This window comes from Synechococcus sp. UW179A (assembly GCF_900473965.1).
GTDB lineage: Bacteria > Cyanobacteriota > Cyanobacteriia > PCC-6307 > Cyanobiaceae > Synechococcus_C.
In genome coordinates, this window is the sequence record NZ_UCNJ01000013.1 from 46,692 (window position 1) to 67,111 (window position 20,420).

Consider the following 20,420-nt stretch of genomic DNA (forward strand, 5'->3'; position numbering starts at 1 on the left):
TTAAAAGATGCAAGGTTAAATCCATAGAGTGAAAAATTCCCAAATCATCTGCTACGGCTCTTTAAATATTGATTATGTTTATCAGGTTGAAGAGATCGCCTCTCCAGGAGAAACAATCAATAGCAAGTCACTACAAATCTTTCCAGGAGGAAAAGGCGCCAATCAAGCATTGGCTGCAGCTCGCGCCGGCGGACAAGTACACCATGCAGGAAAAATAGGTCATGACGGAGAATGGATGTTGCCTGACCTGCAAAACGATCAGATTGACACCAGCAATATCGTCATCTCAGATGGTGTTACGGGACATGCCATCATCCAGGTAGACAGATCCGGAGAAAACGCCATCGTTCTATTTGGCGGTGCTAATCAGAAAGTTACCAAGCAAGAGATTGAGAAGACTCTTTCAAAATTTGATAAAGACTCGATTCTGATGCTCCAGAACGAAACCAGTGAGATTGCATATATCCTGGAAATAGCAATTGAACAGGAGATGTTTATTTGCCTGAATCCTTCGCCCATTTCCAATACAATCCAAACACTCGACATCAGCGGCATCAGTCTGCTTGTAGTCAATGAAATAGAGGCTCGAGCACTTGGCGGCGATGCCTCTGATCAGATGCAGAATTTAAGAAACAAATGCCCGAGTGCCATCATCGTTAAAACGCAGGGTTCGAAAGGAGGAGTCGTATCGTTACCTGATGCTGGAGAAATCATTTCTTACCAATCCAGACAAGTCATTACTGTTGACACCACTGCAGCTGGGGATACGTTTTTGGGGTATCTCGTTGCAGGTTTGAGTAACGGTGTCGAGATCCGAGACGCGATCAACATCGCTTGCCGTGCAGCTGAACATTGCGTCACAGTGAAGGGAGCACAGTCATCCATTCCGCATCGAAAGCAACTTGACTGATGCCCTGGCGATCAATTCCACTCTTGATCAGCAAACACACAACACAGAACATGGCTTCATGCGATCCACTGATCGGCATCCATGATCGTTTTGATCAGCAATCCAAGTCGCTTGAACTCAGCGAAATTAAGATCTTTCACAGCTTGATCAAGGCCACAATCGACCCAGTCGCCATTACGTTTCTCGTAGATCGTGAAGTCCTGATCCAGCGACTCACGCTTGATGCAATAGATGAGTCCATCATCATTCAGGAACTCAGTGGATTCCAGTTGCAGGCCCATGCCTTCAAGCCCCTCAAGGCCTAGCGCGAATCTAAAGATTAAAAGGCGAGATGCTTTACCTCGTGCGGATCAAGTGCACGTCGTTCTGACTTTCAGTCTCAGCGGCAGCAAAGCCAAAACTATGGGCATTGAGATCGGAGGTGCTGATGCAGGCTCACCAGACAGCTTCAGAGACGGTCCACCCAAGGGTCTGGAGCTGCTTCCAGAGGATCACAGCGTCCTCATATCTCATTGACCTTCGGCTCTTCAGCAATGCAGGTTCGTTACCGGGCATTGCCCGTCCATGATCAACGAACACCATGACGTCCTTCACCCAAGACTTGGGATCACGATGAAAGTGGCAGATCCAATACTTTTCACGATCCGCCAACCAGGCTTCCATTTGATACTGCCTCGACAGTTAAAGCTTACTGAGAGGGCTTGTCGCCCAGAGCACATCGGCAAATGCCAATACATGTGAACCACAAAAGATTATGCGTTTCACACTGGACCTAAAGAGTCCCATGCATTGCCGTCTTGATCCAGAACCTCAGCCACATCGCATGCCGCCAGAATTGCCTGTTGCCCTTTGCCAAAGCATCAACAGACTCAAGTTCGAAGTGTTCTGCGTATTGAGCAGTCATCAGCTAACCGGCAAACTTGCCCAACGATGACATTGGAAATCTACAGTTAACCGATTAATTTAAATCGTCATCCAAGCTAAATTCTTTATACAAAGCTTCTGCTTCTTCATCACTGTCAGAAGCATACAAATTTTCAATACGATTCTGCCACCATTCGCTGATCGTAGAAGAGCTTTCTTTTTCCCAGCCTGAAAGAGATGACATGTGTGAGATCCTTTTCGTTTTTATACCTGCTGCCAATTAACAAGGCAATGATTTCATTACATACGTTATGTAGCTATTACTACTGATTAGCCGTCCGATAGGCGGACAATCGGACTATTTCCTCCATCGCAAATATATTCAGAGAAAAGAGCTTGGGCTTCTTCTGGCATGCTGTCGTTCTGCAATGCTTTAATTCGATCCTTCCACCAAATCCCTGTCAGGCCAGAGTTTTTAGCTTCCCAAGATTTTGATAGATCCATTTTCAACCTCTTTTGATGTCCAACATATCCGGGGTTGCATTGAGCCAGGAGTAGCGGAGACTACGCTATTGAACATGCTTAACCTAGGCTTTAAAAGGAGCTGATACGAATCAGCTTGTGATGCCAAGGACAAACTTCCAGAGCTTTTTAATTTCTCTACTCCTTACCTCATTCTGTATGTTGCTTAATACTCCTGAGTAATCTTTGAACCAGTTTCAGAGCTATGAACGGCAATAACGTCCGTCTCTGGCACATCACATTTGGCACTCTTTACAAGGATGCAATAGCCATAACGAGCACAGTGAGGAGGGCGGCTTGGGTCATTAAAAAGAGACTTGATCTTCTGTTGCCAGTATTTCTGTTTAGTCCTTACTACCTATTTGGAATCAGTTAGCTGTAACTCTTTTGGCGTTTAGATCATGACGCAGGAAACAAAAGCCTTTGAGCTCCAATATTTAATTTTGTTGGTCATTACACTGAATTAGTCATCGAGCATCAACATGTCTCCCCATGGGTTGGCAGCCCAATGCAAAAACTCAACCAATCGAAGACTGGTGAGACACATCAGGAACCCTGCGTGACAATCAGTCTTGATGACATTTAGCTCTTGGTTCATGAACTCCCTATGTGCATCAAGCTTTTCACTAAAAGAGAATAGGCGAAGTTATAAAATAGGTGAAAAGGAGCGTATTCTTCTAGAGCAAAGACGGGAAACACAGCGGAGAGCTTTTTAAACTGCCCTTCACTGAAACGTCTTTCATCACCTGTTCTTGCGGTTTTATCCACTGCTGAATGATCTTTTTGGAGATGTCAGCAGATGGCTGGGTTGTTGTCGTAATATCAATTATCTCTACCGCCTCTCTGTTCTCTTGTAGACCCTTTGACTTCATTAAAGCTTGTAATTTCTTCTCTAGCTCTGCATAAACCTTTCCCGTGGCGGAACAAATCCATAGCATTATTCGTGGTTCCTAGAGGCGGGTCAACCGTGTTTTGACTAATTGCTCACATCAAACAGGAACAACAATCAGACAGGCATACCAGTTGTCGGACCGACTAGAGGCTTTGGTGAAACAATGACGCCTGCTGCCCACTCGATCAGTCAAGAAATAAGTCAGCACTGAAGGTGCAGACCGAGTTTCTGCAAGAAATTTGAGCTTAAAACTGTCTCTTCGATCCGCAAGGGTCGGCTTTCCGTTTCTGTACGCATCGCGGCTACCCGTTCCGGCAGCCACGATTGTTGGTTGATTAACCCCCACTTGAAGCCATGCATGACCCCCGCGCTGCACTCCTGCAGCACAACAGCGGACACTGGAAGGGTTGTTTCATTCGGCTTGGCAGCAGCGGCAAGGAGGAAGATCGTTTCCCGACATCGCTTCAGGTTGAGGAACGCGATGGTGTGATTGAAAACTGCCTCACCTACCGGTCCACCGGTCAGCAGCGGTCGATGAATTTCGAAAACGTGCCTTTCACCATGCAGGTGAATTCACATGGAGCATGGTCACTTGGCCCGAGTGCGATCACTCCGCTCGCTTGGGTGGGAGAACTGAGCGTTGTCCATGGCGAAGAGCGGCGGCGGGTTGTTGCACGCCATGGATTCCATGGTCTCGATCAGGTTGTCTACATCGTTGAAACAAAAGCAGGCGGCGAACCCACAACACCAGCACAGCCGCTGCAGTGCACAACAAGGACCAGCGGCAACTGGATGATCTGGCAACCAGAGTCGAATGTTGAGCTGTTGCTCGATGCGAGAGATCGGCAGATGGGAGATGCCACGGCCTGTGGCCTGCGCTGGATCAGTCCCCAGGGTCAGACCCATCAGATCGTGCGGCGCTACGACACCAGTGGATACCTCGAGAACCTCTCGGAAGCAGAGCTCTGGAGATGACGGTTCAGGGGCTATCTGCTGCAGAAATCATCAAGCATGGATTGTTTGCACTCGGAGAGCGTCATGCCGTAAACGATGGCGTTTCCGTTGGCTGGATTGCGCAGACCGAATGAACCTGCAAATCCCCGCAGCATCCACTCTCCACCGCGAGTGTCCTTGTAGAAACCCACATTGCGCGCAACTCCATCCTTGAAGCGAGTAAACACATCACTCGCGCCGTCTTTCCACTCCAATCGGAAGACGCCGCATGGAGCACCAGGGCAAAGAAACGTTCGCCTGCAGCCAAGACTTCGATTGTTGTAGAGGCAGCTCGACCACTGATTGGCCCTGGCCGATCCCAGTGAGCCAAAAGCAATCACAGGCAAAGCAAAGGCAATCAACAATGCGCGCATAGTTGACGAGCTCAATCCAGGTCCCAGCATTCACTGCCATTCCTAGTCATCAGACAAACCAGACCCGATTCCCTGCTGATCACCCGATAGGTATGACCATCTGCGTCACTTTTGGACCGTGCGTGCCACAGAGCATGATCCTTGGTGTCATGCAAATCAGTCTGATGCCAACCAGCGTCGGTTAGCTCTTCAATCTGAAACACGGAATCATGATCAATCTCTCATCAAGATGTGTACTTAAGGCAAACATCTTGAGAAGCAACGGAAAGATCTCGGGATTGGTTCATCTCAAGTCGCAGTTGATGGTTCAAGCAGGCTGAACAGACCTGATCAGAAGACGATCACGGGGGCATACTTTTAGAGACAAATGCACTGCGCCGCAGATGGTCTCAGCGAACAGCGGATTATTGAACCCAGACCGCCTACCAGCCGCCCACCCCAGCACCCAGGAAACACTTTGCAGTCCGTTACAAATTGGCGTAACATTGCTTCATACGCAGAAATTCCATGAGCTCCTCAGCCTCCACCCAAGATCAGTGGTATCAAGAAGCAGCTGCGAGCCAGATCAAAGGCGAGCGTCTTGTGCGTGCAGAACTGTTGAATGGTCGCGTCGCAATGATCGGCTTCGCCGTCGGTGTGCTCACCGAAGCACTGACAGGTCACGGCATCATCAGCCAGATCACTTTCGGGGTGTTAGGCCTCAGCTGAGCTCTGTTTGTTAATAGTTCACTCGAAGCACCACCCTAGCGATAACTAAAGTGGTTCTTTTTTGGTGGGATCTTCAGATCAGCCCCTGGGAAAAACCAGTGATGTTCCCTAACTTTCGATCGAAAGCTTGCTCACACGATGGTGCTTGTTTACAGCAAGTGGGCCAGTCCGCTGCTTGACAGCATCAACGCCGACATCGCCAACACATCGACACTGGCGTCGAGTCTGCTCACATCCATCGTCTACGGAGCTGATCTGTTCGGCAACGAAGCGATGTTTTTGACCGGCAACTTCGGCTTCGACGGGTACATGGGCGTCCCACGCCTGATGGGCGCCAATGCAAAACAGGCGGCTGCGCAATTCAATGTGGCCTGGCAGAGCATTGATCCGGCTCTGAACCCATCCCTCAGGGCACTCACATCCGCCGCGAGCCTGGTGGGCGCGAGCGGCACCTATGCCACCAGACTGCTGCTCGCTGACACCATGCCACTGGTGTTCAGCTTTCCCGTGCTGCCCTCGTCCCTGGATGCCGACGGCAGTGACTTTGAAGTAACCCTCAGTGACGGCACAACGGTGACCCCCCAGATCGCGGGTCTGTTGCCGAACCTCGAGTACAACGAACGCCAGACTGTCGTGATCGATGGCGACTTCGGCAATCGCATCACACCTGGCAGTCCCGGTGCCAGGTACCCGATATCGGTGGCAATCGTCAACGACGGCACACCGCTGCAGATGATCGGCAGATCAGGGCCGGTGAGCGCCGTTGGGCTGTCGATCGACAGCAGCAACTCCTACGTGGCAGGTAACGGTCCTCGACTGGTGTCCGCGAAGCTCAATCTGTACAGCGATCTAGGAGAGGGCGGACCCGTCGGTGTCGGTGCTGCATCACAACACAACAGTGGATCCGATTCCTACGGCGATCAGGCGCAGTACCGGTTAAGGCTGTACACCAGCGCTGGTTTTTCACCGGACGGTATCGCGAGCCTGATGCCGGATGACTTCAGCCGATTTTTCCAGCTGAAGGCCACCACGGAAAGCGGAGAGAACATCACGATCACTGAAACGGGAGTGTCCTATGCCATCGGGAATCAAGGCACGATCAGCGTGGTCGGCCTCGCTGATCTGGCACCGGCAGGCACTCCTTTGAATGCGGCTTATGTCGAGGACCATGACAACTACTACGACGTCATCCTTGAAGGTGATCTGAATGCCATCAAGGCACTGAGTGCTGTGCGCATGCCATCCGGGAATGGCTACAGCGCTGTGTACAACCCGGGTGGGCCCGGCAACAGTCCCGATGCTCCCGCTGCTGCTCTGGGACCGTTCACCGTGCCCAGCCAGGACCACAGCATTCCGATCAGCTTCGATCTGGACGGTTCCAAACAGGTCACCTTTGTGGAAACCGACGGTGCTGTCTTGCGCAATCCTTGGAATCTGCAACCTGTGGGTCGCCTGTTGGGAACTGCTGTCGAAGACACGGTCACAGGACAGACAATCCTGGCTTACATCGATCCTCAGGAACGGCGATTCTTCAGCAGTTTCATCGCTTCCTCCTCCAACGCAAGCGACCTGGCGAACGGTCGCAGCGAGCTGTCCGATATCGATCTGATCGACACCAGAGACGCCGACGCAGCAAGCGGTGTAGTCGTCACCGGATCCTTCAGTCGATCGGCTGAAGACGACTCTATTCTGCAGTGGTATTCGGTCAGCGACGCCGAGGGCACGCTGGTGGATCCACTGAGCGGATCAATCCTGAAACCCAGCGAACCTGGATATGCCGAAGCAGCAAGCCGTCGCGCCGATCTGATCAACAACAACACGTTGGAGTTGATCAACTCTGTGATCACTCCCTTCAGGATCACCCTGGAGAGCGGCTCGATTTATGCACCGCTGATCACCAACCAGACAAGTGGTGAACAATACTTTGCCTTTGCCGAAGCCAATGCCGACGGGCTAGAGCACTACACCGGATTCGGCACCAACAGCTGGGGCCTCGAAGACATCTTCGGGGGCGGTGATCGCGACTATGACGACATGATTGTGCGCTTCAGCCTCAGCAGCTGAACAACACTGTCATTTTCCAGTCACTCGTCCTTGGCCTGGCCTGACGCAGCAATCCTGGCGTCCGCCCAGCGGGCAAAGAAGTACACCCCTACGAACAAAGGCGTGTAAGCCAGCCACATCTGTTCAGGAGCCAGACCACTGTTGTTGATCACAGTCAGTCCACCATATCCCACCAAAAAATAGATCAAAGCCCGTCGAAGGGCGCCCACCTGCTTGGGATTCATGTCACGGCTTGCGATGAAATCATCCTAAGGAGCTTCACCATGCAACAGAACTCGCGGACTGTCGCGATTGCCACGTCCAAACCTGAACTGGACGTTAACGATGCGTTCAATAGCTCGCATCCCATGACCCAAGACCAGGCAATTGAACTGATTGGAGCCGCAGTGGATTACAGCCGGCAGCGCTGCAGGGTTTTGAACAGCACTGAACGTCGCGGCGACGCCGATGCGATCCACAGTGAATTCGAAGAATGGCTGAATCCTTCCGGAGATTGCCTGCCGTTGATTCCCTGTCCGCTTCCAGAAGACAATTGAACATGCCTTGTAGCTGCACGAACGTCATCACTGTTGACCAGCCTGCTATGAAAGTGTTGTCGAGATTATCGACATCGTTCACCTCGTCTTTGACGAGGCGCAGTTCGACTCAGGCCATGGAACGGGGACCTGAGCTTGCTTCGAGGAACCACCATGACACTGACCTATCGCGGCCAGAAGTACGCGCAGAACACCGCTGTCGTTAAGAGCAGCGACCGTCCTGAACTCGTGTACAGAGGCCAGAAAGTGGCCAGATGAGATCCGCCGACATCCGGCACAACGCTCTGCTCCGTCAGGGCTTTTTTCATGCGTCTGCACAATCCCCTGAAACTGAGCTCCCGGCTTCTGCTGCTGGCCGCCTGCTTCACGATCGCCCAACCAGCAACAAGGGTTGATGCCGACAGCACGATGGCCCATTGCTTACTGAGCGATCAAAACCCTTCCCTGCCGGTTGAATCAGGTCCATGCCGGTTCAGCCAGCGCCAGGGAAACGTGACCATCATGTTCCGCAGGCGGACATTCGACTTCCCTTACAGAGAGGCAGGGTTGCGTTACCAGCGCAGCAACAGCAAAGCAGGCATTCGCTTCGACATGTCCGAAGGATCATCAATTGAAGTGCTGTGGCGATGAGGCCAGCGCATTAGATGTCTTCGCAGCGTTGCCTTCAGGCCATCAACAACTGATAGGCGTCATTGACCCGGCGAAAAGCATCCGCCGATCCGCCCAGATCGGGGTGATGCTGCTTGACCAGGGTCCGGAATGCCTGCTTGATTTCTTCCTGGGACGCATTCGTCTTCAACCCGAGGACCGCCAGCGCTGCGAAACGCGGATCACTAGATCCACAGCTTCCCTGCTCGTTTGGCTCACGATCCGTTGCACGTTGATCGCTACGCGTCCGACGACTACTGCTGCCGCCTTCCTGCCGATGATCCTGGCGCTGCCAATGGCGCTGGCCCTGGCGATGGCGTTGGCGCAGTTCCTCCACCACCCGGCGGGGGTCCTCATCAAGCCATTCACTGGCCCGCACCCCATACAGCGCGAATGACGCCAGCACCGCCGCTGTTTTCTTGGTGGGCTTTGACCCAACGGCAGCCAACAGATCAGTGCCCAGACCACTGACCACTCGGTCGAGCCTCTGGCTCAGGCTGAGCTGAGAGTGAAAGCTGCTGCGATTGAGCTGATCAATCAGCAGTTCAAGGCCATGCTGACGCAGCACACTCCAACCCGGCTGCATCGCCAGGGAATCTCCCCAGCGCTGAACCTGCTCTGAACTCACAAGGGCCGATGGTTGTTGCCGGTTCCAATCAGGATTGGCATCGCGCTGAGGTTGCTGCCTCTGTTGCCGGCGCAAACGATCGAGCTGCTGATGCAACCGCTGCACCTCCCTGCGCAAGGCATCATTTTCCCGCAGCAAAGCTTCCACATTGCTGGTGACTCGCTCAGCGTGGTTCTGACGGTTCCGATCGTCACGGGTTGACGATGAGGACGACCACTGGCGCGGATCAAAGCCCATGAAATCCGCGCGACGGCGACCGGCTGAGCGAATGCCAAGAGACTACGAGCCAAGGGCAATGGACGAGGTCACCATTCGTTGATGCGGAGGGCAGGATGGTGCTCTGCAGCAGCTTGGCCATTGGCGACTTATCTCGTGACCGGTGCCAACAGGGGTATTGGTCTTGCCTATTGCCAACAGCTCCTGACCCGTGGAGACAAAGTGATCGCGGTCTGCCGTCAGTCCAGCGATGAACTGAATGCCCTTGGCGTACGCGTGGAATCAGGGATCGAACTCACAAGTCGAGACTCAGTCGCCGCACTAGTCAATGGACTGAGAGACCAACAGCTGGACATCGTGATTCTCAATGCAGGGATGCTTCATTCGATGGGGTTGAGCGACCTGGACCCGGAAAGCATTCGCCAGCAATTTGAAGTGAATGCTCTGGCTCCTCTCTTGCTTGCCAGGGCTCTCATTCCGTTGATGCCTGAGGGTTCAAAACTGGTGCTGATGACCAGCCGGATGAGTTCCATCGAAGACAACAGCTCTGGGGGCTCCTACGGCTACAGGATGTCGAAAGTGGCACTGAACATCGCTGGAAAATCACTTGCGGTTGACCTGCAGAGCCGAGGTATTGCCGTGGCGATTCTTCATCCTGGCCTGGTTAAGACTCGCATGGTCAGATACAACCCCAACGGCATCAGCCCGACGGAGTCTGTCAAGGGACTGATTGCACGGATTGACGAACTAACTCTCGAGAACAGTGGCAGCTTCTGGCATGCCAATGGCACAGTGCTGCCCTGGTAAAAAACGAAAACAACAATAAAAAACCCCTGTTCAAGACAGAGGTCGACTGAATCAAGCAGCGAATGAAATTTGTTGAATCAGTGAATCAGAAATAATTGCTGAGGGCGTCCAGCGATGACCAGAGGTACTTCACAACAATGTTGGCACCAACTCCGAGGGTCGCGATGAACGCACCAAAAAGAATTAGTTGGACGTAGCCAACCCGATCTTCCGGTGCCCAAACATCATGCTCCTGTATGGATTTCAACCGAGACCAACCTGGGAAAGAATTCCCTGACCAGTCAGAAGCTCGGTACCGAGACCAATCACAAAGCCCATCATGGCTAGACGTCCATTCCACTGCTCAGCAAAAGCAGAGAAACCAAATTTTGCGTTGTCCATCGGGAAGAATCGCGAGTGCCCCCTTTGTAACAGATTGTTTCGTCCTTGTGTGAGTCGACGTGCAAATGAATAGTTGCTCTGAGTCATGAGTGATCTCAGGAGCCCCGCTGGCATCACCATCGCAACCCGATGCAGCACGGGTTCGAGGCAGGCAAGATGACACTTCAGCCTGGCCAACGATGGACCAGCCAACGCCTGCAAAACCATCGCTTCAGGACATTCTGCTGCGAGCTCTGCGGATTGCCGCAAGCACCGTCGCAATCGTGGAACTGCTGCGCAACAACTGGACCGGGGGAGTCCTCGCGGCCATGGCCTGGGTTCTGTTCACCCAGGTCGAGCGATTGCGCGGCTCTGCAGACGAAGACATCGACAACGGATCCCGCTGAGCAACTCATGGCAGGGCCGATCCCGATCGAACAGGTTGCCGCCTTTGCTGAAGGTCCATTTCAGGGCAACCCTGCAGCTGTCTGCCCCCTGCAGACTTGGCTGCCGGATCGGCTAATGCAGGCGATCGCATCTGAGAACAATCTTTCTGAGACCGCCTTTTATGTGGGCACTGAAGGGCACTATGACCTTCGCTGGTTCACTCCCACCTGTGAGGTTGATCTCTGCGGACACGCCACTCTGGCGGCGGGCCATGTTGTGTTCCAGCGTGAACCCAACCTCGAGATTGCGCAGTTCAGCTCCAACAGCGGACCACTGACGGTTCGCCGCAATGGACCGCAGCTCACTCTCGACTTCCCTCTGCAGCGTGGGGAAGCCTGCGCCGCTCCGACCGGACTTGACCGGATCCTCGGCACCAGTGCCGTTGCCTGTCTGCAGGCGCTGGATCTGATGGTGGTGGTCGCTGATGAGCGTGAGGTTGTTGCGATCAAGCCTGATTCGAAGGCTGTCGCCGCTCTTCCTGGACGGGGTCTGATCGTCACAGCACCTGGGTCAGATGTCGATTTCGTCAGCCGGTTCTTCGCACCGTCATGCGGAATCGAGGAAGATCCAGTCACAGGGTCAGCACACTGCACCCTGGCGCCTTACTGGGCTGATCAACTCGGCCGCACAAGCCTGGTTGCCCGTCAGCTTTCGGCTCGAGGTGGGCTGCTGCACTGCGCATTGACGGATGAAAGAGTGTTGATCAGCGGCCGCGTGATCCCTTATCTCAGTGGACTGATTCACATCGATAGATCGTGCGTTGATCCAGGAAACAACGACGAACGTCCATCGACATTGGTTTAAGAGATATCGACTGGCACCGCTTATCAACGCCGCGCAACCCAAGACCAGACGAACCAGGCAATCACGCCGAGCAACACCCAGGGCAGCAGTGCACGCAACACAGTCACGGCGACGAGCACGACCAGCAGACTCACAGCACCACGCTTGACCAGCGCCTTGCTGTCGTCGGTCATGTACCGCCAGCGGGGGATCAGCGGCACGGCATCAGGGAAAGACCAACAATGATTTTAGAAGATTTCTGCGCAGAACACTGATCTCAGGCTTTATTCGCTCACGGTCCTGCCTGGTCGTTGTTGAACTGATTGAGATCACAAAGCTCTGCAGCGTCGTTGTAGTAGTCGTCAAAACGATCCCAACGGAAGCTGCGCGGGTCATATCGACTGCGACTGCGGTCAACGGCTGCATGCGTGGTCAGACGCGTGATCGGTATCCCGAATGTCGCTTGCCAAAGCAGCACCTGTTCTGCAAGTGATTTGTATTGCGCATTGGTGTAGCCAGAATGCCCGTCGGCGTCCCCGCGACCATCCGATGGCGTTACCAGACTGATGTGCAGAGCGATGTTGTTGATCGATCCCACGCTGCCGGGACGATCCCGCAACGTGACGTCACCGAAGGCCGACATGCCGCTGCCGTAGGCACGCTTCTGATCAGGAACAATCCGCACACGACGACCATCCCGGCCAATCAGCATGTGATAACTCACCTGTTGATCATCATCCGGATGGTTGGTCTTGAACAGGCCAAGAGCCTGAGCTTCGCTGATCACAGTTTCGTGCAGAACGATCACCATCGGCTTCACCTGCAGCTCACGTCCCCACGAATCCCTGGACTTGCGTTCTCCGAAATTGGTTGGGTGAGCCAACTGAATATCCTCCTCAGCAAGACCGAGACGCTGTTCACAGGCCTGAATCTCCTCCAATGATGATGCCGCGACACGGCTGTCTCCAAGACGCATGAGAGGGGGCCTATCCGGGGATGGCAGAGCTCTACCAGCTCTGTCAGATACACCCTTACCGCCCGAATTGCCATCCAAAAGCGAGCATCCGCAAAGACCAATCAGCAGTGAAATCGCCAGCTGATGGGGAGCTGATCTCATCACAGCATTCAGAGCGTTCAATGCACGGTTCAACATCTCATACTTCACAGAATTCTCGACAACAGCGACATCAACAATGTTGACGAAAAAGCAAGACAAGCACCTGCATAAAAATTGCTCCATTCATCGTCATTCCATGAATGGATAAGATGAATCAAGCAGAATAATCACAAGCTTACTGGAAGAACTTTGGTGCACAAAATGACAGGCGGCGCCATCGCACATGCAACTGCAATCACTGCAGGAATGTGGGTTGTTGAACCATTTGCGGCCTCACGATCACTGCACCGATCGCATCAGGCACGGAGCTGAGATAACGAACGAACGAGCGCGAACGCATCACGCCTCGCCCCGGAGCAGCATGGATAGCATCCAGCCGGGAACCCTCTCGGATCAGAACCCCCATGTGGCTCACATCAAGACCACCGACCCGCGTTGCCACCGCAAAAATATCGCCGGACTGAAGACTGGGAAGTGCAGCCTCGAGCGAAGCAAGCGGCAGGTAATGCTGTTCGATCCGCCTTCCCTGCTCGCGTGCACGAATGCATTCGAACCGATCAGGCGATTGCAGGGCGGGATAGCGATCACGGTGGCTCGACATGAAATTGAGCGGCAAATTCCGCGTGGCCTGCGCGGACCAAACAGGTTGCGACTCGATCACTCCCTGAGCCTGAGCTGAGCCAACCCAGTCATGAAAATAGTGCTGACGCGTGCAGTACCCGATCTCGCCGTTCCGATAGCGAAGGCGCTTGGTCCGAACAGCGAAATCATCAAAAGATTCAGCAGACACCACCGCGAGCAGTTGTTCAACAAACAACATGCAATCGAATTGCGTGAGATCCAGGCGTAACTGCTCTCGGCCGGATTGATCGAGAGACATGGCCATATACGGACTGCCAACAAAAAACTCAGCGAGACGAGCGATGGCTTCATTGAGAGGCAATGCTCGAATCAGTGATTGAGCCCGTTTGAATCTTGTCCTGGTGCCTTCAACAACATGAACATCTTCGATGGACCTAGAAACCCTGGAAAGAGAACCACCAGCAAAAACCCTGAGGGGAACAGCTGACTGGGCTCCCACCGCAACCTGCTGAATAGGAACGAGAACGATTGATGTCAGTCCGGCAATCAGGGGGGCGGTGAAATTCACATCGGCTGAACTGCAGCATTCACACTCCCACGACTCGGATGGTCATGAGCGGACTAATCAGGCTTGCGTCGCATGACGCCGACGGCCGAGCGGCTCAATCCAATGTTCAACCACGTCCCGATGCTGGAACCACTGAGGGGGCACCCGGCAACCGAGGTTCACAACACCATCGTCCATCAAGCGACCAAGACGAACTGCAGCAGCCTCCTCGGCCCGCGAGAAGACGTGTTGATGAGAAGCAAGCCAATCAACTTCATCTTCCGTGATCACGCCTGAGGAGAGGCTTTCCAGAAACAGTTCGCCAAGAGTCATCGGAGCTTTGTAACGAAGTCGTTACATCATGACGCTCGTGTCAGGCCATCGCGAGCGCAGCCACAGATCGGCCGTACCGACAAGCTCGCGACCCGACATGACATTTTTTTAAGATCGCTTCACTGGCAGGCCAATTCATGCGTGTGAATCTTTCTCAGCAATTTGAAGCCGAGTCGATCAAACGGATGATCGATGCCACCACTAATGTGCATGAGCTTCAGTCGTTGGCGCGGGAACTGACTGATCTTTATTTCCGTCAACGGGCTGCAACCGCCTGGGTTGTATCAGAACAGTGATGGCAAACCGACTGCACTACAGACGCATCAATACCCCCATCGATTGATCGGCCCGCGAGCAACGATCAGACTGTTGCCTCCCAAGCTGAAAGGCCATTACGGCGTGAGCAGAAAATCGGAGCGCTGACAGTACAGCCAGGCCCATGCAAAGCGGACAATGGAGCAATCCCATTGCTCAAGCCTGGGATCATTTACTCCCGATCATGCGATTGCTTGCCATTTCTTGACCTGTAAACAGGAAAATCGGAGGATCAACGGCTTAGCACCCTCATCATGCGCGCATTCAGCATCGCTCTGGTCACAGCAACTGGATTGCTGACAACCACCATTGCTGTCGAGGCCAAAACAACCAGAAGCTTCAGCGGTTCAAGCCCAGCGGAAGTGGAGAAGAATGCCCGTAAAGCTGGTTATAACTACCCGGATGGAGACATGAACTGCTCCAGCAGGTGCAACCAGCGCTGGGCCAAGGATTAAAACAACTGCGAGCGAATCCGTGACGACGTCCTGATCGAGGACGCTTACGTTCCAAAGGCCACCGTGCAAACCGCGTTGACCAACTGAGCTTGGCCACGATTTTCAGCGGTATGCCCGTTGAGATAACCACTGGTGCAGTCGGCACTCATCGGCGCTCCGTCAACGTTGAACATCACGGTGGATCCATTCACCCGAATACTGTCGTAATCAAGTTGATAGGCACTGTTCGGCACGGCAATCGTTCGATTATTCGAATGAAAAGCCGAGCTGATCAACCCACCGATCACAGCAGCCCCTACAAGCTCTCCGAAACTGTTCCAGTCCCAACGGTTGTGATGGTGATTCCCATACCACTGGCCGTGATGGCCATACCAGGCACCACCGGCATAACGGTGGTGGTAATGGAACTCAGCATGGTCGGAGTGATGGTGGGAGCCACCTCCTGAGTGATGGTGATTTTCACCGCCATGGTGATGCCCAGCCCAGGCAACAGGAAGTGCCAGTGGCTGAAGAGCGCACAGAGCACCCACCAACAGCTTCATCACTCTGCGGGAAAGCATTAGCGCGGCCTCAGTGAATTGATTCACTGAATGCTTAGCCACGCAGAAGCCACGCTGCATTCACCATTACTCAGTTCTCAACGCAGAACAATGCGTGATTGCACTGATTGCCGAACAGCCCAATGAACATCAACACTGGAGTTATCCAATCGGAGGCACCGGATGACGGCAGACACTCCACCTGAGCAGATCTGAGAAGCGATTCGGCTGTAAGTTGCTGCTCCAACGTTTCCCTCAACCAACATGTGGTGCAATTGATCGGATCATCAAGGTCGATCCGATCAACCTAACCTCTTAGGAACCTGGCCCCAGAGTCTTACTGCAGGATTGTTCGCTTCTACTTTCCTTCGCTTCAACAACTGTCCTTCGCAACGAATTCAACCAGGATTCACGTTCAAATTCAGACAGGAAGCCAATGAACAAACGAGCGAGTTAGACCGTTCCATTCATCCGGATGGTGCGGTCACCAAACCAGCAAATTGCTGGAAAAACCCCCGGAATTCAGCACCAACTCTGAATTCCGGGGGTTCATTCATGCGCACTAAAATGAGTGTTACTCCTCTAAATCTACAGCTGCGATTGAAGAACTAATTACAGCACAACTTGCAACACTATCTGTCAGCCCGTTTGCACAATGATCGGCGATTAAACCGAACACGACATCTCCTGATCACGTACAGCATCAAACACACCCTGCTCTACAAGAAAAACATTCATGGCGGTCCAATCAGCACACCACCCTTCGATCTGTGGGAGAGAGCAGGAGCTGCGCACTCTGATGCAGACCTCAACCCGGAACTGGCCATCATCAACCGAGTGCAGGCGGCAAAATCTGAAATCTGGCTTCGCCTGCGCGCTGCACATGCATCAGCCAACGGTGCCCGCAGGACCGAATGGTGATCTGATCTCACACCTGCAATACATGCTGGAACATCCAGATGAAGGTGATAACCACAACGCTGAGCCTTTCGCTCATTGCTACAGACGCATGGCTGATCTGATCCCGGAGTTGATTCAAGAGGGGTGCGATCCTCGGATCATGCTCGATTACTCAGGAAATCTGCTCTGGGGCGTCACGCAGATGGGACGGAGGGACATCACTGAAGCTCTTCATTACCTGGCCTGTGATGAAGAGATGAATAGGCACGTGGAATGGCTCGGCACGTTCTGGAGCCATGCCGTGGCACCCTCCACACCCATCCCTGATCTGGCCCTGCAGGTCAGCGCCTGGCAACACCAATTCACAGATCTATTTGGCGACAGCGCGCTTCAGCGGGTGCGGGGTTTCTCCTTGCCAGAAATGCACCTACCCAATCACCCAGACACGCTGTTTGCTCTGGTAAACAGCCTGCTAGAAGCCGGCTACCACTGGCTACTTGTGCAGGAGCACAGCGTGGAGCAGCTGGATGGTTCGCCCCTCAGCAGCCAACAACGCTTTGTTCCCAACAGGCTGGTGGCCCGTTCCTCCTCAGGAGAGGAGATCAGCATCACAGCTTTGATCAAGACCCAGGGTTCAGACACCAAACTCGTCGGGCAAATGCAACCGTGTGAGGAGGCATTTGGACTCAGTCGCCAACGGCTGGGCAACGCTGAGATCCCTTCTCTCGTCAGCCAGATCGCAGACGGAGAGAACGGTGGAGTGATGATGAATGAATTTCCGGAGGCCTTCCGCCAGGCCAATCACCGCATTCGCGACAGCAACCATGACACAACCGCCCTGAACGGATCGGAATATCTCGAGCAACTGGACGCCTTGGGACTGAAGACGAGCGACCTTCCCCGTATTCAAGCCGTTCATCAGCATCGTTTGTGGCAGAAGGCGGATGAATCGGGTGGCGTGGATAGCGTTATTGCAGCCATCGATGAGCTCAGCTCAGCCAACGACGGTTTTTCAATGGAAGGCGCTTCATGGACCAACAACCTCAGCTGGGTTGAGGGGTACGACAATGTGCTCCAACCGATGCAGCGCCTCAGCGCACGCTTTCATCAGCAGTTCGATCAGCAGCTCTCGGAGCAACCCCGCTTGTCGCAGTCGCCAGCCTTCCGAGATGCCTTGTTGCATCTACTACTTCTAGAAACCAGCTGCTTCAGGTACTGGGGACAGGGCCAATGGACCCAGTACGCAACTGACATCTACGACCAGGGAATGGAAGCTTTAAATCGATCGTTTGATCTTTCAACAGGTCCTATTGCAGGGGATAAGTAAAAGTTGAACCCCCTTTCTCACAGCACTACGTAGACATACACCACTTGACTTGATCGGCGCTGCACTAAAAAGAGATCGCACATGGCGCACCCAAACCTCCTTCTGAATGAAGAAAGAAATGGGCACTGGAGCACTTACCCGCATGGAGGTAGCAGCCACATGGCCTATGCACTGGGATCGACCTGCATGGCGGTTGTGAAGGACCTGCCCCCTGAACCGTCGACGTCGCCGGCATCGTCATTGGCTAAAAAAGCCCCACTCATGAGAGCGAGGCGTTGCGTTGAGGCAGCTTGACTTAGAGGGCGCAGCCGTCACCCCCGCTTAGCGGACTGATCATCTGTTCATCAGCTTTGCGGCCAATGCCCCATATAAGGGAGTGCAAACAATGCGGCTGATACTGCAAAAAGTGAAAAGCCAGCCAAAAGACTGTAAGTGAATGTAGTCATTTTGGTTAATCCAGACTCTATTTTGGTTTTAAACAGGTTCGTGAATTCTGGTGGTAGATAATCAATAACCGCCATGTGCCTCTTGCACCTTGCCTCGCATGCAGTTTTGCCGCACCCATGTTTCATTTTCTCAAACACACGAGTTTCATCGGAGACCTTCCAAGACCCATTCGACCCACCCATACACATGACCTAGTGCAGCCGTACAACTGCAGTGAGCGCGATGGAGCAGTGGGATTTTGTGGATACGTGTGAGCTGCAGAACTGGCAAGAAGCCCTGATCTGCCTGACTTGCCAGCACTTCGCATATGGCGTTAAAGGCCACTGCCGAACGATGGTGGCCTGCAATCTCAGGCAGCAGCAGCAATCAACTCCGACTCTCTGGCGTTGGTGCCGCAGTGCTGCATACAAGCCACGCGCTTGTTGGCCCATGAAATGAGAAATCTCTCGCCCATTCAGCACAATGCGATCAGCCGCATACGCATAGCGTTGGTTACACAACTAAGACCTAACGCCAAAAAACTGTTCGCGAAAGATCAGAAGGGTCCTACAAAAAACAGCGAATCAGCATCCAAGACATCAAGGAAAAATTATCCAACAAAATGGCTACATAATCTTCTGAAAAAGTATGAATTACCCTCGAAAACAATAACCACAAACTCATCAGACCCAACAACACCCTCATACTCAACACAAAAAGAATCAACAAACTGATCAGCCGTTTTAATTCCGTTTTGGTTCAAAAGAGTGACAAATGAATTGTTCTGATCTTCTCCAAGAATGTAATCAGTATGATCAGCAATCTCATCGATCAGCAGCTGTTCCTCCTCAGGCTTTGCCTCATACCAGTCGGCATACCTTTGACGCTCTTTGAGCGATTCACGCGAGAGACCTCCACTCATCAGTGGGCCTTGATCGCTGAGATGAAGTCAGACACGCCTTGTTCAGTAAGGGTATGGATCATTGGAGTTTCACAGTGCTGTTGCTGGCCTGAGCAGCTGACGTTTCACCCGATCAGGCGGCAACCGCACCGAAACGAATCAGCAGCCAGAGCTGCTGATTCAAAGACGACCGGCGCGATCACCCAACTCATCAGGCAGAGCGGGAGCGACGACGAACCACCCGGCGACCGTCAGGTGTCTGTTCGACCTCGGGAGCAGAGTCTGCCGACTTGGTCACGTCTTGCCCTTCAGGCTCGTTCTCTGGGGGTTCCTGTTCAGCGATCACGCCGACCACCACAGCAGCCTGCACCTGGTCATGCAGATCGCCAATCACCATTAAGGCTTTGAGCGTGAGCTCAAGCCGAGACTCCCTCGGCAGGCCTGGACGCAGTTTCTTGACTGAGCCCCAGAGCTCAAGCGCCACCTCTCTGAGGAGTTCCTTGTCTGCCATTCGAGCCCGATGCGATCCATCTAATCGATGGCATCAACCTACCGTTCAGAGTGCGGCCCGCCTCAGTTGAAGTGAGAATTGGCTTCAGATCCTTATCAAGAACGCCCTCTGAACAGCATCTGAACACGCCAGGATGTGCCTATGGCTTTAACTCTCGTCTATGACGGCGGCTGCCCTTTCTGCAGTCATTTCGCCCAACGCAGTGAACTGATGGGTGGTCTACCGAACCTGGTGATCAGGGATGGGCGCAGTGACCACGCGCTGAGAGCCGAATTACGCCATAAAGGGTTCAACCTCAGCAACGGCGCAGTGCTGATGGATGAAGACCACATCTGGCACGGCAGTGAAGCCATTTCAATCCTCTGTCAACAACTGTCCCCAAGCGACCCACTGCTGCGTCTGTTGAATGGTGTATTCAGCGATTCCGGTCGGTCCAATCGTCTTTATCCAGGTCTGCTGATGGCACGGAAGATCGCGCTCGGATTGCGAGGGCTGCCTGTGGATCCTGATCAGGCTTGAGTGGAACTCCCAAGCAAATTGGGAGAAAGCTGCTCAACATGATCAGAGGCGTGATCGTGCTGGTAGGCGAACTCTTCGAGCTCAGCATGCAACTCCAGCAACATCACAGCCATTGAATGGGCCAGTTCCCTGCTGAAGCTGATCTGCATGGAGCGCTCAAGTTTCCGACCTGGCGGTTCTAAAAGCTTCAACGGAG

At 53.3% G+C, this 20,420-nt stretch carries 34 protein-coding genes; 15 read left to right on the plus strand and 19 right to left on the minus strand.

Annotated features, from left to right (window positions below):
* Positions 1-28 precede the first annotated feature (28 nt).
* Positions 29-910: a ribokinase gene (locus DXY31_RS07395; protein ID WP_170953610.1), complete on the plus strand. Its 882-nt coding sequence runs from the start codon at positions 29-31 to the stop codon at positions 908-910.
* A 56-nt stretch (positions 911-966) separates the two neighbouring features.
* Here the strand turns inward: DXY31_RS07395 and DXY31_RS07400 are convergent, their stop codons facing one another.
* The 5 genes from DXY31_RS07400 to DXY31_RS17365 all read right to left on the minus strand — a co-directional run bounded on the left by DXY31_RS07400 (position 967) and on the right by DXY31_RS17365 (position 3,234).
* The gene (locus DXY31_RS07400) at positions 967-1,191 is read right to left on the minus strand and encodes a hypothetical protein (RefSeq protein WP_114993179.1); all 225 of its coding nucleotides are present in this window, start codon (positions 1,189-1,191) and stop codon (positions 967-969) included.
* Between the two features lie 154 nt (positions 1,192-1,345).
* On the minus strand, positions 1,346-1,573 hold the full coding sequence (locus DXY31_RS07405; protein ID WP_114993180.1) for a DUF1651 domain-containing protein: 228 nt from the start codon (positions 1,571-1,573) through the stop codon (positions 1,346-1,348).
* A gap of 295 nt (positions 1,574-1,868) precedes the next feature.
* Positions 1,869-2,018, minus strand: coding sequence for a hypothetical protein (locus DXY31_RS16900; RefSeq protein ID WP_170953611.1), 150 nt, complete (start codon positions 2,016-2,018; stop codon positions 1,869-1,871).
* Positions 2,019-2,104: 86 nt separating this feature from the next.
* Entirely contained in the window at positions 2,105-2,278 is a 174-nt protein-coding gene (locus DXY31_RS17360; protein ID WP_206749804.1) for a hypothetical protein, read from the minus strand.
* Positions 2,279-2,973: 695 nt separating this feature from the next.
* Entirely contained in the window at positions 2,974-3,234 is a 261-nt protein-coding gene (locus DXY31_RS17365) for a hypothetical protein (protein ID WP_114993182.1), read from the minus strand.
* A 308-nt stretch (positions 3,235-3,542) separates the two neighbouring features.
* Here DXY31_RS17365 and DXY31_RS07420 point away from each other — a divergent pair, with 308 nt between their 5' ends.
* Positions 3,543-4,163, plus strand: coding sequence for a DUF3598 family protein (locus DXY31_RS07420; protein WP_114993183.1), 621 nt, complete (start codon positions 3,543-3,545; stop codon positions 4,161-4,163).
* A gap of 11 nt (positions 4,164-4,174) precedes the next feature.
* On the opposite strand, the gene DXY31_RS07425 is transcribed toward DXY31_RS07420, so the two are convergent.
* Positions 4,175-4,555, minus strand: a complete 381-nt coding sequence (locus DXY31_RS07425; RefSeq protein ID WP_179949438.1) for a hypothetical protein — start codon at positions 4,553-4,555, stop codon at positions 4,175-4,177.
* 507 nt (positions 4,556-5,062) lie between these two features.
* Here DXY31_RS07425 and DXY31_RS07435 point away from each other — a divergent pair.
* Positions 5,063-5,263, plus strand: a complete 201-nt coding sequence (locus tag DXY31_RS07435; protein WP_114993185.1) for a chlorophyll a/b-binding protein — start codon at positions 5,063-5,065, stop codon at positions 5,261-5,263.
* Positions 5,264-5,401: 138 nt separating this feature from the next.
* Positions 5,402-7,327 carry a DUF4114 domain-containing protein gene (locus DXY31_RS07440; RefSeq protein WP_114993186.1) on the plus strand — a complete coding sequence of 642 codons (1,926 nt, stop codon included), beginning with the start codon at positions 5,402-5,404 and terminating at the stop codon, positions 7,325-7,327.
* A gap of 20 nt (positions 7,328-7,347) precedes the next feature.
* Here DXY31_RS07440 and DXY31_RS07445 read toward each other — a convergent pair whose 3' ends face one another.
* Positions 7,348-7,551, minus strand: coding sequence for a hypothetical protein (locus DXY31_RS07445; RefSeq protein WP_114993187.1), 204 nt, complete (start codon positions 7,549-7,551; stop codon positions 7,348-7,350).
* Between the two features lie 39 nt (positions 7,552-7,590).
* On the opposite strand from DXY31_RS07445, the gene DXY31_RS07450 reads away from it, so the two are divergent.
* The 3 genes from DXY31_RS07450 (at position 7,591) to DXY31_RS07460 (ending at position 8,493) form a co-directional block, all read left to right on the plus strand.
* A complete protein-coding gene (locus tag DXY31_RS07450; protein ID WP_244279628.1) occupies positions 7,591-7,863 on the plus strand; it encodes a hypothetical protein in 273 nt (90 codons plus the stop codon).
* A 153-nt stretch (positions 7,864-8,016) separates the two neighbouring features.
* Entirely contained in the window at positions 8,017-8,121 is a 105-nt protein-coding gene (locus DXY31_RS07455) for a DUF4278 domain-containing protein (RefSeq protein ID WP_114993188.1), read from the plus strand.
* Positions 8,122-8,169: 48 nt separating this feature from the next.
* On the plus strand, positions 8,170-8,493 hold the full coding sequence (locus tag DXY31_RS07460) for a hypothetical protein (protein WP_114993189.1): 324 nt from the start codon (positions 8,170-8,172) through the stop codon (positions 8,491-8,493).
* Between the two features lie 34 nt (positions 8,494-8,527).
* Here DXY31_RS07460 and DXY31_RS07465 read toward each other — a convergent pair whose 3' ends face one another.
* The gene (locus DXY31_RS07465; protein WP_114993190.1) at positions 8,528-9,376 is read right to left on the minus strand and encodes a J domain-containing protein; all 849 of its coding nucleotides are present in this window, start codon (positions 9,374-9,376) and stop codon (positions 8,528-8,530) included.
* 120 nt (positions 9,377-9,496) lie between these two features.
* Between DXY31_RS07465 and DXY31_RS07470 the strand changes: the two genes are divergently transcribed.
* Positions 9,497-10,162: an SDR family oxidoreductase gene (locus tag DXY31_RS07470; RefSeq protein WP_114993191.1), complete on the plus strand. Its 666-nt coding sequence runs from the start codon at positions 9,497-9,499 to the stop codon at positions 10,160-10,162.
* An 85-nt stretch (positions 10,163-10,247) separates the two neighbouring features.
* Here the strand turns inward: DXY31_RS07470 and DXY31_RS16910 are convergent, their stop codons facing one another.
* Positions 10,248-10,409: a hypothetical protein gene (locus DXY31_RS16910; protein WP_156486629.1), complete on the minus strand. Its 162-nt coding sequence runs from the start codon at positions 10,407-10,409 to the stop codon at positions 10,248-10,250.
* A complete protein-coding gene (locus DXY31_RS07475) occupies positions 10,406-10,543 on the minus strand; it encodes a high light inducible protein (protein ID WP_066908436.1) in 138 nt (45 codons plus the stop codon). Before DXY31_RS07475 ends, DXY31_RS16910 begins: the two co-directional genes overlap by 4 nt.
* A gap of 179 nt (positions 10,544-10,722) precedes the next feature.
* Here DXY31_RS07475 and DXY31_RS07480 point away from each other — a divergent pair, with 179 nt between their 5' ends.
* Both DXY31_RS07480 and DXY31_RS07485 read left to right on the plus strand, forming a co-directional pair.
* Positions 10,723-10,929, plus strand: a complete 207-nt coding sequence (locus tag DXY31_RS07480) for a hypothetical protein (protein ID WP_114993192.1) — start codon at positions 10,723-10,725, stop codon at positions 10,927-10,929.
* Positions 10,930-10,936: 7 nt separating this feature from the next.
* Positions 10,937-11,773 carry a PhzF family phenazine biosynthesis protein gene (locus DXY31_RS07485; protein ID WP_114993193.1) on the plus strand — a complete coding sequence of 279 codons (837 nt, stop codon included), beginning with the start codon at positions 10,937-10,939 and terminating at the stop codon, positions 11,771-11,773.
* 23 nt (positions 11,774-11,796) lie between these two features.
* Here DXY31_RS07485 and DXY31_RS16915 read toward each other — a convergent pair whose 3' ends face one another.
* The 4 genes from DXY31_RS16915 to DXY31_RS07500 all read right to left on the minus strand — a co-directional run bounded on the left by DXY31_RS16915 (position 11,797) and on the right by DXY31_RS07500 (position 14,331).
* Positions 11,797-11,973 (minus strand): hypothetical protein, encoded by a 177-nt coding sequence (locus DXY31_RS16915; protein ID WP_170953613.1) that lies wholly within the window; start codon positions 11,971-11,973, stop codon positions 11,797-11,799.
* A 71-nt stretch (positions 11,974-12,044) separates the two neighbouring features.
* The gene (locus tag DXY31_RS07490; RefSeq protein WP_244279630.1) at positions 12,045-12,728 is read right to left on the minus strand and encodes an N-acetylmuramoyl-L-alanine amidase; all 684 of its coding nucleotides are present in this window, start codon (positions 12,726-12,728) and stop codon (positions 12,045-12,047) included.
* A gap of 376 nt (positions 12,729-13,104) precedes the next feature.
* The gene (locus DXY31_RS07495) at positions 13,105-14,019 is read right to left on the minus strand and encodes an N-acetylmuramoyl-L-alanine amidase-like domain-containing protein (RefSeq protein ID WP_114993195.1); all 915 of its coding nucleotides are present in this window, start codon (positions 14,017-14,019) and stop codon (positions 13,105-13,107) included.
* Between the two features lie 57 nt (positions 14,020-14,076).
* A complete protein-coding gene (locus DXY31_RS07500) occupies positions 14,077-14,331 on the minus strand; it encodes a hypothetical protein (protein WP_114993196.1) in 255 nt (84 codons plus the stop codon).
* 137 nt (positions 14,332-14,468) lie between these two features.
* Between DXY31_RS07500 and DXY31_RS16920 the strand changes: the two genes are divergently transcribed.
* Together DXY31_RS16920 and DXY31_RS07505 are read left to right on the plus strand one after the other, a co-directional pair.
* Complete coding sequence (locus DXY31_RS16920) at positions 14,469-14,627, plus strand: hypothetical protein (protein WP_170953614.1); 159 nt, start codon at positions 14,469-14,471, stop codon at positions 14,625-14,627.
* A gap of 273 nt (positions 14,628-14,900) precedes the next feature.
* Positions 14,901-15,101 (plus strand): hypothetical protein, encoded by a 201-nt coding sequence (locus DXY31_RS07505; RefSeq protein ID WP_114993197.1) that lies wholly within the window; start codon positions 14,901-14,903, stop codon positions 15,099-15,101.
* A 44-nt stretch (positions 15,102-15,145) separates the two neighbouring features.
* Here DXY31_RS07505 and DXY31_RS07510 read toward each other — a convergent pair whose 3' ends face one another.
* Entirely contained in the window at positions 15,146-15,661 is a 516-nt protein-coding gene (locus tag DXY31_RS07510) for a hypothetical protein (RefSeq protein ID WP_137024935.1), read from the minus strand.
* A 603-nt stretch (positions 15,662-16,264) separates the two neighbouring features.
* On the opposite strand from DXY31_RS07510, the gene DXY31_RS17840 reads away from it, so the two are divergent.
* A complete protein-coding gene (locus DXY31_RS17840) occupies positions 16,265-16,561 on the plus strand; it encodes a hypothetical protein (RefSeq protein ID WP_371639224.1) in 297 nt (98 codons plus the stop codon).
* Positions 16,539-17,867, plus strand: coding sequence for a glycosyl hydrolase family 57 (locus DXY31_RS07515; protein WP_371639225.1), 1,329 nt, complete (start codon positions 16,539-16,541; stop codon positions 17,865-17,867). The genes DXY31_RS17840 and DXY31_RS07515 overlap by 23 nt, the downstream gene beginning before the upstream one ends.
* A 344-nt stretch (positions 17,868-18,211) precedes the next feature.
* On the opposite strand, the gene DXY31_RS17370 is transcribed toward DXY31_RS07515, so the two are convergent.
* The 3 genes from DXY31_RS17370 to DXY31_RS07530 form a co-directional block, all read right to left on the minus strand.
* The gene (locus tag DXY31_RS17370; RefSeq protein ID WP_206749805.1) at positions 18,212-18,388 is read right to left on the minus strand and encodes a hypothetical protein; all 177 of its coding nucleotides are present in this window, start codon (positions 18,386-18,388) and stop codon (positions 18,212-18,214) included.
* Between the two features lie 515 nt (positions 18,389-18,903).
* The gene (locus DXY31_RS07525; protein WP_114993201.1) at positions 18,904-19,215 is read right to left on the minus strand and encodes a hypothetical protein; all 312 of its coding nucleotides are present in this window, start codon (positions 19,213-19,215) and stop codon (positions 18,904-18,906) included.
* A 190-nt stretch (positions 19,216-19,405) separates the two neighbouring features.
* Positions 19,406-19,705, minus strand: a complete 300-nt coding sequence (locus tag DXY31_RS07530) for a TIGR03894 family protein (protein WP_114993202.1) — start codon at positions 19,703-19,705, stop codon at positions 19,406-19,408.
* 141 nt (positions 19,706-19,846) lie between these two features.
* On the opposite strand from DXY31_RS07530, the gene DXY31_RS07535 reads away from it, so the two are divergent.
* Positions 19,847-20,224 carry a DCC1-like thiol-disulfide oxidoreductase family protein gene (locus DXY31_RS07535; RefSeq protein WP_114993203.1) on the plus strand — a complete coding sequence of 126 codons (378 nt, stop codon included), beginning with the start codon at positions 19,847-19,849 and terminating at the stop codon, positions 20,222-20,224.
* Here the strand turns inward: DXY31_RS07535 and DXY31_RS16925 are convergent.
* On the minus strand, positions 20,215-20,373 hold the full coding sequence (locus tag DXY31_RS16925) for a hypothetical protein (protein ID WP_170953616.1): 159 nt from the start codon (positions 20,371-20,373) through the stop codon (positions 20,215-20,217). The two genes, DXY31_RS07535 and DXY31_RS16925, sit on opposite strands and share 10 nt — an antisense overlap.
* Between the last annotated feature and the right edge of the window lie 47 nt (positions 20,374-20,420).